The sequence below is a fragment of the Chryseobacterium sp. genome, assembly GCF_022712095.1.
Lineage (GTDB): Bacteria > Bacteroidota > Bacteroidia > Flavobacteriales > Weeksellaceae > Chryseobacterium.
Window position 1 is genome coordinate 1 of sequence record NZ_JALAHD010000034.1, and the last position, 9146, is coordinate 9146.

General features: G+C 34.9%; 9 protein-coding genes. 3 read left to right on the forward strand and 6 right to left on the reverse strand.

Annotated elements, in window-relative coordinates; all coding sequences use genetic code 11:
- Window positions 1–13: 13 nt before the first annotated feature.
- Window positions 14–1180, forward strand: a complete 1167-nt coding sequence (locus tag Q0A18_RS01605) for a hypothetical protein (protein WP_292008418.1) — start codon at window positions 14–16, stop codon at window positions 1178–1180.
- Window positions 1164–1751 carry a hypothetical protein gene (locus tag Q0A18_RS01610; RefSeq protein WP_292008419.1) on the forward strand — a complete coding sequence of 196 codons (588 nt, stop codon included), beginning with the start codon at window positions 1164–1166 and terminating at the stop codon, window positions 1749–1751. Before Q0A18_RS01605 ends, Q0A18_RS01610 begins: the two co-directional genes overlap by 17 nt.
- Here Q0A18_RS01610 and Q0A18_RS01615 read toward each other — a convergent pair.
- Genes Q0A18_RS01615 through Q0A18_RS01625 form a run of 3 tightly spaced genes read right to left on the reverse strand, consistent with a single transcriptional unit; the run spans window position 1700 to window position 3757 of the window.
- A complete protein-coding gene (locus Q0A18_RS01615; RefSeq protein WP_292008420.1) occupies window positions 1700–2275 on the reverse strand; it encodes a 5-formyltetrahydrofolate cyclo-ligase in 576 nt (191 codons plus the stop codon). The genes Q0A18_RS01610 and Q0A18_RS01615 overlap by 52 nt on opposite strands.
- A 7-nt stretch (window positions 2276–2282) precedes the next feature.
- Window positions 2283–2513 carry a ferredoxin gene (locus Q0A18_RS01620; protein WP_292008421.1) on the reverse strand — a complete coding sequence of 77 codons (231 nt, stop codon included), beginning with the start codon at window positions 2511–2513 and terminating at the stop codon, window positions 2283–2285.
- The gene (locus Q0A18_RS01625) at window positions 2513–3757 is read right to left on the reverse strand and encodes a peptidase U32 family protein (RefSeq protein ID WP_292008426.1); all 1245 of its coding nucleotides are present in this window, start codon (window positions 3755–3757) and stop codon (window positions 2513–2515) included. Before Q0A18_RS01625 ends, Q0A18_RS01620 begins: the two co-directional genes overlap by 1 nt.
- A 275-nt stretch (window positions 3758–4032) precedes the next feature.
- Here Q0A18_RS01625 and Q0A18_RS01630 point away from each other — a divergent pair, with 275 nt between their 5' ends.
- The gene (locus Q0A18_RS01630) at window positions 4033–5562 is read left to right on the forward strand and encodes a trypsin-like peptidase domain-containing protein (RefSeq protein ID WP_292008422.1); all 1530 of its coding nucleotides are present in this window, start codon (window positions 4033–4035) and stop codon (window positions 5560–5562) included.
- 62 nt (window positions 5563–5624) lie between these two features.
- Here the strand turns inward: Q0A18_RS01630 and Q0A18_RS01635 are convergent, their stop codons facing one another.
- Genes Q0A18_RS01635 through Q0A18_RS01645 form a run of 3 tightly spaced genes read right to left on the reverse strand, consistent with a single transcriptional unit; the run spans window position 5625 to window position 9103 of the window.
- The gene (locus Q0A18_RS01635) at window positions 5625–6080 is read right to left on the reverse strand and encodes a hypothetical protein (RefSeq protein WP_292008423.1); all 456 of its coding nucleotides are present in this window, start codon (window positions 6078–6080) and stop codon (window positions 5625–5627) included.
- Window positions 6080–6460, reverse strand: a complete 381-nt coding sequence (locus tag Q0A18_RS01640; protein ID WP_292008424.1) for a RidA family protein — start codon at window positions 6458–6460, stop codon at window positions 6080–6082. Before Q0A18_RS01640 ends, Q0A18_RS01635 begins: the two co-directional genes overlap by 1 nt.
- A gap of 57 nt (window positions 6461–6517) precedes the next feature.
- Window positions 6518–9103 carry a putative LPS assembly protein LptD gene (locus tag Q0A18_RS01645; RefSeq protein ID WP_292008425.1) on the reverse strand — a complete coding sequence of 862 codons (2586 nt, stop codon included), beginning with the start codon at window positions 9101–9103 and terminating at the stop codon, window positions 6518–6520.
- Between the last annotated feature and the right edge of the window lie 43 nt (window positions 9104–9146).

A 9146-nucleotide genomic window follows, 5' to 3' on the forward strand; every position in this document is an offset into this window, starting at 1 on the left:
CATTTAAGGAAACTTGACAGATTTAGATCTATTACATTTTGAACAGTTAAAAAAAGATGTTCAAGCTGAATATTTAAGAGACCACACCCCTTCTTTTCATGATATTTCGAAATGGAAGGGAATAGATATTATATACTTTCAGGAAGATCTTCGTAAAAAAGCTAAAGGAAATATCAGCGAAAAGTCCTTTTATACCTATTTTAAAAATTCTCCCGTAAATAAATTACCCCGAATAGATATGCTCAACTTATTGAGTAACTATGCTGGTTACGAATCATGGTATGAATTCAAAAAAGATCATCTTTTCTCAGGAGAATTGCTGCTGGAAAATCAGGAATTGGATGAAGAAGATGAAGAGGAACTGGAAAACTTATTGGAAAGTATTCCGGAAGAGGAAAAAAGCAAAGAAAAAGCTAAAAAAACGATTGAGATTATCTCAGAAAACAATGTTTTACAAAAAAACAACACTGACAATCAAACAAATACCCAAAACACACCACCACCCACTACTTCCAGCGAACAGTTCTTAAAACCACAAAAAAGCACCCTTCAAAAGTATGGCTGGATAGGAATTACATCTTTTTTGGTGATCATGTTGGGAGTCTTGGGATTTAAAGATGAGATTTTTCAGAAAACATACACCTATTGCTTTGCAGATGCAGACAGGAACCTGAAAGTACAAAGTACCATTGAGATTAAAGTATTTAAGCAAAATGAATCACCTCTGTTCTATCGTATAAAGCCGGGAGAATGTTTTTATTACCAAACTAAAGATAAAAACTTACGTATGCAGATTAGCTCTCCGTTCTACGAGAATCTGGAAGTCAATAGAAACCTCACAAATGCACCAGATCAGGAAACCATAGAATTAAAACCTGATGATTATAAAATGGCTGTTTATTATTTCTCTACAAAAGATGTAACGGGAAAACCCTCTGAACAGATCAGTACAAAAAGACGGCAACTGGAAAACCTTATCAGCAACGAGGCTGTAATTTATCAGGTGTATGACAATGCTATTTACGGAGTAGAGACCCTTAATAAACAAAAATATATTACCTTAGTAACTACGCCTACAACTTCTTTGAAAAACCTTTCTGTAATAGAAATGAAGAAAGATAAAAAAGGAAAGATTGTATTAATTAAATTTAAAATTTCTGCAAATGAAAACAATAAGTAAATTTTTACTTTTAACAATACTAGTAATGGGTGTTTATTCTTGTACTAAGAAAGAAAGCCCAACCATAAGTGATCTGGACAAATTAAGAAACAGTAACAATAAAATCACATATCCGGCAGTGCAAATGGACAGTGCACAAGCCATTAATGCTATCACTAAGCAAAAAATTCAGGAGCTACTGGATCTTTCGACACTGTATTTATCTGGAAACAGAAATACGGAAATTGACACAGTTATCTATTCTCAGATGCAGAGCTATTTCCATCAACCCGACAGTATTACCTTCAAAAAATTATTTAAAGAACTTGAAAGTTTGAAGGTTAAAACTGCTAAAGTTAATAACCTGCTTGTTTACAAGGAATATCACAATCGGGATACATTAGATTATGCAAAATTTAATGTGGAATATTTTGACAATAAAAACAAGTCACTAGGAACCTTTGAAAAAAATGCTCAATATACATTATTATCCAAACCTATTAAATTTAAAAAAGAGTTTAAATTTTATTTTGTTGATTTTTATTCTTTGCCTCCTAAAAAAGACAGCACATCTGTAGAAGTTGCTAAATAATCCAGGGAAATATCATTTTCCCATACATTATCAATTGTTTCACGCGGATTGAAATAATTTACTCCTACTTTTACAGAATCCGAGGAAATGCATTGAAAGAAATTATCATAGAATCCCTTTCCGTATCCTATTCTATTTCCTTTGTTATCACAGTAGAGTAAAGGAGTAATAATATAGTCAAAATAAATTTCGCCGGAATCTTCATTGGAAACTGGCTCGGATATTCCCCAGGAATGGGTTTCAAATTCTGAGTCTTTAAATATTTCCACCGATATTAATCGTTCGTTTACTATTTTAGGAACGAAAACCCTAATTCCGTGTGTCCAGAAATAATTAATAAATAAATGGGTATCTACCTCTTTAAATTTCTTTATCGGAATAAAAACATGGACTTTTTGTCCTGTTAAAGGTTTAAAAAAGTGAATGAAGTTTTGGAATATTTTTTCCGATAAGAAAGAAGCCTCATCATGAGACAAGGCCTTTCTTTTTTCTAAATATATTTTTCTAAGCTCAGCTTTTTGCATTGTATTATTACGTCATTTTAACTGAAATAATCTTAACAGGACAAGCTTTTGCAGCTTTATCACAAGGTTCGAAAGCTTCAGGATTCGGAGTTTTCAAAGTAAAAAATCCTTTTTTATCTTCTGTTTTCAAAAGGACAGACTTTCCGTCTTTTTTAGACATTCTGAAATATTCCGGAGCAAATTCCGCACAATAATTACAGCCGATGCATTTATCTCTCTGAAGCGTAACAATTACCATTAAGCTTTTACTATTTTGTATAATTTATCACTTGGTCTTACCCTGAATTTGGTTTGGAAAGTGATCACATCGGATTTAGTTGCTTTTTCAGAAGCCCCTTTTTCATCCACCATCATACTTTCAATAACCATTTCCTGAGAACCGGTAGTAGGCCCCTGAATCAATACACTATCTCCAACATTCAGGTCATAGGCTTCAATCAGGAATTCAGCAATATTGGATTTCGGATAGAAATGCCTTCCCTTCCCGATATATACTTTCTTCTGAGTAGCATTAGATCCCGGATTTGGAGACCATTCTCCTAATTCCTGTCCAAGATAATATCCACTCCAGAAACCTCTGTTATAGACAGTCTCCAATTGTTTCATCCATTCATCTACTTTTTCTTTTGAGAAAGTTCCGTCAGCAATTGCATCGATAGCTTCTCTGTAACATTTTGTAACAGTCGCCACATATTCCGGAGCTCTTCCTCTTCCTTCTACTTTTAATACTTTTACGCCTGCATCAACGATCTCATCCAGAAATCCGATCGTACAAAGATCTTTTGGAGACATCATATATTCGTTATCCAGTTCTATTTCAAAACCGGATTCCTGATCAATAACCGTATATTTCTTACGGCAGTTTTGCTTACAAGCACCTCTGTTGGCTGAAGAATTATGTGAATGAAGACTTAAGTAACATTTTCCTGAAACAGCCATGCAAAGCGCTCCATGTCCAAAAATTTCAACTTCCACTAAATTTCCTGAGGGTCCTTTTACCTGATCTTTTTCAATCTGGGTACATATTTTTTTAATCTGGCTGATACTTAATTCTCTACTCATTACCATTGTATCAGCAAATAATGCATAAAATTTAACCGTTTCAATATTGGTAATATTAATCTGGGTAGAAATATGCACCTCTAAACCTATCTGTCTTGCATAAGCAATAACCGCCTGATCCATGGCAATTACAGCCGTTAAGCCCGCCTCTTTTGCTTTATCCAAAAGAGTTTTAATGATTGATAAATCATGATCATAAATAATGGTATTAAGAGTAAGATAGGTTCTCACTCCTTTTTCAGTACATCTTCTGGATATTTCCGGAAGATCCTCTATAGTAAAATTCATAGTAGCTCTGGCTCTCATATTAAGCTGCTCTACCCCGAAATATACAGAGTCTGCTCCATTATCTATAGCCGCCTGCAATGCTGTAAAATCCCCAGCAGGAGACATTAATTCTATTTTTCCGCTTTTAGTCATTGATCTTTGAGAAAATTTCTGCAAAGATAATCAATTTTCAATTGAGTATCTTCATAAACAAAAATCACCAGCTCTATATTAAGTCTTCATAAGGGTTTTAATTAAGATATTTTTAAGTTTTGTTAATACTGTCACATTCAAATTATGACATAATGTATAAAATGACATAATCCTCGTTAAATTTTAGTTAAAGTTGAAACATAGCATACTAATTGATTACTTATTTAACAGTAAATTTGTTTACAATAAAACAAAAAATAATAAAAAGATATACAATGAAGAATACTTTTAAAAAACTATTACCATTTGCGGTAGTAGGGGTGCTTTCAGGAGCTACTACTGTTGGCGCATTTCAATATTTTGATCATAACACTAATAACGAAGACCGTTCTTATTTCACTTCAGCCAGCAATGCTTCATTTGTTGGAATGAATACCGGAGTGGTGGGTGATGACTTTGTAAAAGCAGCCAAAACAACAGTTCCCGCTGTAGTAACTATTAAAAACTACCAAAGCAGAACAACGAGCAGAGCTTCAGAACAGGACCTGTTTGATTTTTTCTTTGGTGATCCGTTCGGAGGAAGAGGGCAACAAAGGCAGAGACAGCAGCAACAAACTCCAGACAATATGCCATCAGGAATGGGGTCTGGTGTAATCATTTCTCCTGATGGTTATATTATTTCTAATAATCACGTAGTAGCCGGAGCCAATAAACTGGAGGTAGTATTAAGTAATAAAAAATCTTATATCGCTACATTAGTAGGAACCGATCCTAATACAGATATTTCATTATTGAAAATCGAAGAAAAAGGATTGCCTTATTTAAATTTTGCGAATTCAGATAATATAGAAGTAGGACAATGGGTGCTGGCTGTAGGAAATCCACTTGGATTGAATTCTACGGTAACAGCGGGTATCGTTTCTGCTAAAGGAAGAGGAATCGGAATTTTAGGTTCTCAGGGAAAAGCTACCAATCCTATTGAAAGCTTTATCCAAACAGATGCTGCCATTAACCCTGGAAACTCTGGCGGGGCACTGGTAAATGCCAATGGAGATTTGATCGGTATTAACTCAGCTATCCAGTCTACTACGGGGTATTATCAAGGATATGGATTTGCTATCCCATCCAACCTGGCAAGAAAGATTGTTGAAGATATTAAGAAGTTTGGTATGGTACAGAGAGGATTCTTAGGTGTAAATTCTCTAGACCTTTCTGATGATCAGGGGGTAGCAGCTTATAATAAACAATTTAAAACTAATATCAAAGTTGGTTCCGGAGTATATGTTACCAGTGTTGCAGACAGGAGTGGAGCTGAAGATTCAGGGATTAAAACAGGAGATATCATAACTAAGATAGATAATGTCCCTGTTACCGATTTTGCGGATCTTTCTATCGCTATCGGAAGCAAACGCCCTGGTGACAAAGTACAGGTAAGCTATTTAAGAAATGGAAAAGAAAGTAACGTAACGGTTACATTGAAAGATCAAAAAGGGGGAACTTCAACCCGTACAAAAGCTGACCTGACTGTTACAGAAAAAATAGGATCTGAATTCGAGCCCCTAAATGACAGATTTAAAACAGAATATGGACTTAATAGCGGTGTTGTAGCCAAAGGTGTTGCCGAGGGTGGAGAAATGGCTAAAATCGGTATTGTTGACAACTATATCATTATAGAAATTAATGGAAAACCGGTGAACTCTCAAAAAGATGTGGAAAAGATATTAGATAAATATCAGGGAAATGTACAGGTGAAGTTTGTAGATGACTACGGCAGAATTTATACTAAAGGATTTAAAATGCCTTAAGCAAGGCAATTCATATATCAATAAAAAAGCGCTACAAAATAATATAGCGCTTTTTTTATGTCTCAAGATTTACTGTTCACTTTCTCAGCAATCTTTTTCTTTTTATTTCTTTCATAGATTACTTCTACAATTTTCCCACCTATCCAGGAGAATGGAAAAAAAGTAAGGAAAATGGATATTTTATAAAATGTAGGATGATAAGGATAAATAATAATATCCAACATTGCGATAAATAACATAATGAATCCTATAAGGATCGCATATGCTACTTTTGCATATTTAACAATGATAGCTGTGGCTACTCCCCCGATTGTAGTTCCCAATCCTGAAATGAATAACAAGAAGCCAAAAAAGGCCTCATCATCTTTCATACTGTAAAGAAATCTATGCCAATGCTCAAACGGTGCAAAGGCTTCAAAAGTTCTCCACTGTGGAAAAGCTCTTATACCAAGAGTAATAATAAGTCCGGCAATACCGAGCCCTATAAGAACAGCTAATGTATTTCTAAGAATATTCATTAATCCTGATGTGCAATCATCGAAATTTCAATATCTACATTTTTAGGAAGACAAGAAACCTGAACTGTTTCACGGGCCGGATAGCTACCTTCCTCAAGGTATGAAGCATAAATATCATTCATTACTGCAAAATCATCCATATTCTTAAGGAAAATGGTAGACTTCACTACATTTTTAAAAGACATTCCAGCTTCTGTAAGGATCGCATTAAGATTTTTCATAACCTGATGGGTTTCTTTTTCAATTCCCTCTACAAGCTTTCCTGTTGCAGGATCCACCGGAATCTGTCCTGAAATATATAAAACTCCGTTTACAAAATTGGCTTGCGAATAAGGTCCGATTGCTGCCGGAGCATTAGTTGTAGATATTATCTTTTTCATTAGAATTAATTTTTGGTTGCAAATATAAAATTTATATTCTCAACTGTCAATGTGATATTAGAAAGGTGAATTCGGCTGAGTGAAACTTCTGTCTTTATACTTCAGTGCATCGCTTAGTATATTGGCTTTTATCCCAATAAAGAAATCATATACTTTATATTGACCGAAAGGTACCCAGTTAAAATTAATCGTAAAACTTCGCTGATCTCTGGAAAAACCAATTCGGGTATAGGCCAGCTCTTTGGTAACCATATCATAGTGGGTACTTCCCGTAATATTCCAATAAGGAGTAAGTTTGACACTCCCGTCCAGACCTATGGAGGCAATCTTTGTTCCAAGTCGGGTAAGGTTTCTGGAATAAGCATAATTGGCATTCACGTTCAATGTCCAGGCCTGATCAAAACGGGCATAATTATCATCATCAAAATAATAATTTTCATTCCGGACGTCTCCTTTCGAAGAATACTTTTTGGCATAGTCCGTCTTCTCACCGAACAATTCACTGCTTAAAGGATAAGATAACTGTACGTTAAATCCTTGTACACTGAAATTCCCGAACTGTTCCGTTCTTATCCCCGTATCCGATCCGGGAGCAAATAAAATTTTATAAGGATCAAGGGTTAAGCTTGTATTGACACTCAGCTTATTATTAAACAAAGACGATTGACCATTAATTGAAAATACCGACCATGGGTGATCTTTTGCTGCAAAATTATAACTTCCCGAGAAAGTCAGAGATTCAAATATTTTTATTTTTTTTACTCCGGTAGAATCTTTTTTGGATTTAATCTTCATCTCAACATTGTTTCCGATATTAAATCCTAAGGATCCTGTCATCCCTGAAGTAGGTGTTCCTACAATTCCTCCGTCAAAGATGGAATAAGGCGTTAAAGCTCCGTTTGCATCATAATAGTTTTTATAGTATCCGAATTTGGAATCTCCGAAATCCGGAGAATAAGTAAATCCGATGCTCGGTGTCATCATATGCCTTATTGCTTCAACAGCAGCACCTTTTTTAAAGTTCAGCATTCCATAAAGGGTAGTCTGTAAACTTGCTGTGGTAGAAAAAGTTGAATATCCCGCTACATTTTTATTGGTCTGATCCACTACTGTATTATTTACCGGATCATAATAACGTGTCAGAGTTTTTGTAGTCAGAGCATTATCAATAGTAGCCCCTAAACTGAATGTAAAATATTTTGCAATCGTTGTATTCGTTCCTAAGGAAATATTATTCTTCAAACCTGTCTGCATTTTATCCCACATTTCCTGCTTGAAAAGTTCTCCTTCACTTGTATTAACGTAATTAGTCAGGTTTAAGCTTGTATTAACCGTAATATTTTCCAATAAGCCCTGTCTAACCCCTGTTTTAGATTTAAATAAATAAAACTGATTAATTGCAACATTCATTTGTGGGAGACGTAAATCGGATAAGCCTGTTGCAAAATTCTGAGAATACGAAGCTGTCCCCGTAATGGTTACCGGCAGTTTTAAAAACCTTTTGGTTAGAGTAACGGTAGAGTTCTGCTGGGTATTTAATACATTCTGATTGAATATATAATTGTTATTAATCGTATTATTATAGAACTTTGTACTTACGATATCCACCGAAGCAGAGAAAGTAAGGAATGGGTTAGCTTTGGTATCCTGGGTATGTCTCCAGGCAATTCGGTATGTATTACTTTTGGTATAATCATCAAGCCCCTTTATTCCACGAACCGTTGTTCCAATATCGGCTGAAAAGTTTCCTGAATACCGGTATTTTTTAATATAATTCATTTCAGGTCTCAGGTTCCAACTTCCTTTGGTGTAGAGATCTGCAAGGACTTTCATATCAAAATGTTCTCCGATAGGCTGATAATATCCGATACCATTCAGGAAGAAACCGACATCTTCTCTTTCTCCAAAACTCGGTATCAATATCCCCGCCGAACGTTTATCTGAAAAAGGTAAAATCGCAAAAGGCATTACTAAAGGCGTTGGAACTTCTTCAATATACATCTGTATAGGTCCGGTAATGATCTGTGATTTTTCTTTACTCTTGACCATTTTAATATGTGGTGCCAATAAATAGTAATCTGCTGCTGTATCTTTCTTTTTAATGAAATATTCATCCGTCGTGTATTTTCCACGTCTCATGAAAAATACGGAATCATTATACTTTTTGGTCTTATCTGCAATGATTACCCCCTGACTTTCCTCCGTTCTCGCATTATAGGCAATTGCCTGTCTTGTTTTATAATTATAGCTGAACTGGTCTGTCTCATACTTTTTCCCGGCCTGAGTGGTTACCACAGGCTCAATAATTTTCCCTAAAGAGTCTTGTTTACCTCGGGCATACATAAGATGTTTCTGATCATCAATGGAGATATAATCAGCATCAATCTGCATATCCTGATACTTTACCTGAGCATTTTTGAGTAGATAAGTCATCTTTTTAGGAACATCTCTTCTCTGATCATCAGCCTTTGTCTGAAGAACATCATCCAAAGATTCTTTTTTTACAACCACTGTATCTTTCTTAGATATAGTATCATTAACCGCATTTTCAGGCAATTTTCCAGACGTTTTCTGTGCTAAAAAATTGTTAAAAATTAGGATAATTAAAATTTGTAATATATTTTTGAGGACGGTTTTGACCAATTTTATGTTATATAATTAAGGCTCAAAATTAATATAATTTTTA

Excerpts from the sequence above, each read along its gene's own strand:
- Q0A18_RS01610 (WP_292008419.1), top strand. The coding sequence starts at position 1,164 with ATGAAAACAATAAGTAAATTTTTACTTTTAACAATACTAGTAATGGGT.
- Q0A18_RS01615 (WP_292008420.1), bottom strand. The coding sequence starts at position 2,275 with ATGCAAAAAGCTGAGCTTAGAAAAATATATTTAGAAAAAAGAAAGGCC.
- Q0A18_RS01620 (WP_292008421.1), bottom strand. The coding sequence starts at position 2,513 with ATGGTAATTGTTACGCTTCAGAGAGATAAATGCATCGGCTGTAATTAT.
- Q0A18_RS01625 (WP_292008426.1), bottom strand. The coding sequence starts at position 3,757 with ATGACTAAAAGCGGAAAAATAGAATTAATGTCTCCTGCTGGGGATTTT.
- Q0A18_RS01630 (WP_292008422.1), top strand. The coding sequence starts at position 4,033 with ATGAAGAATACTTTTAAAAAACTATTACCATTTGCGGTAGTAGGGGTG.
- Q0A18_RS01635 (WP_292008423.1), bottom strand. The coding sequence starts at position 6,080 with ATGAATATTCTTAGAAATACATTAGCTGTTCTTATAGGGCTCGGTATT.
- Q0A18_RS01640 (WP_292008424.1), bottom strand. The coding sequence starts at position 6,460 with ATGAAAAAGATAATATCTACAACTAATGCTCCGGCAGCAATCGGACCT.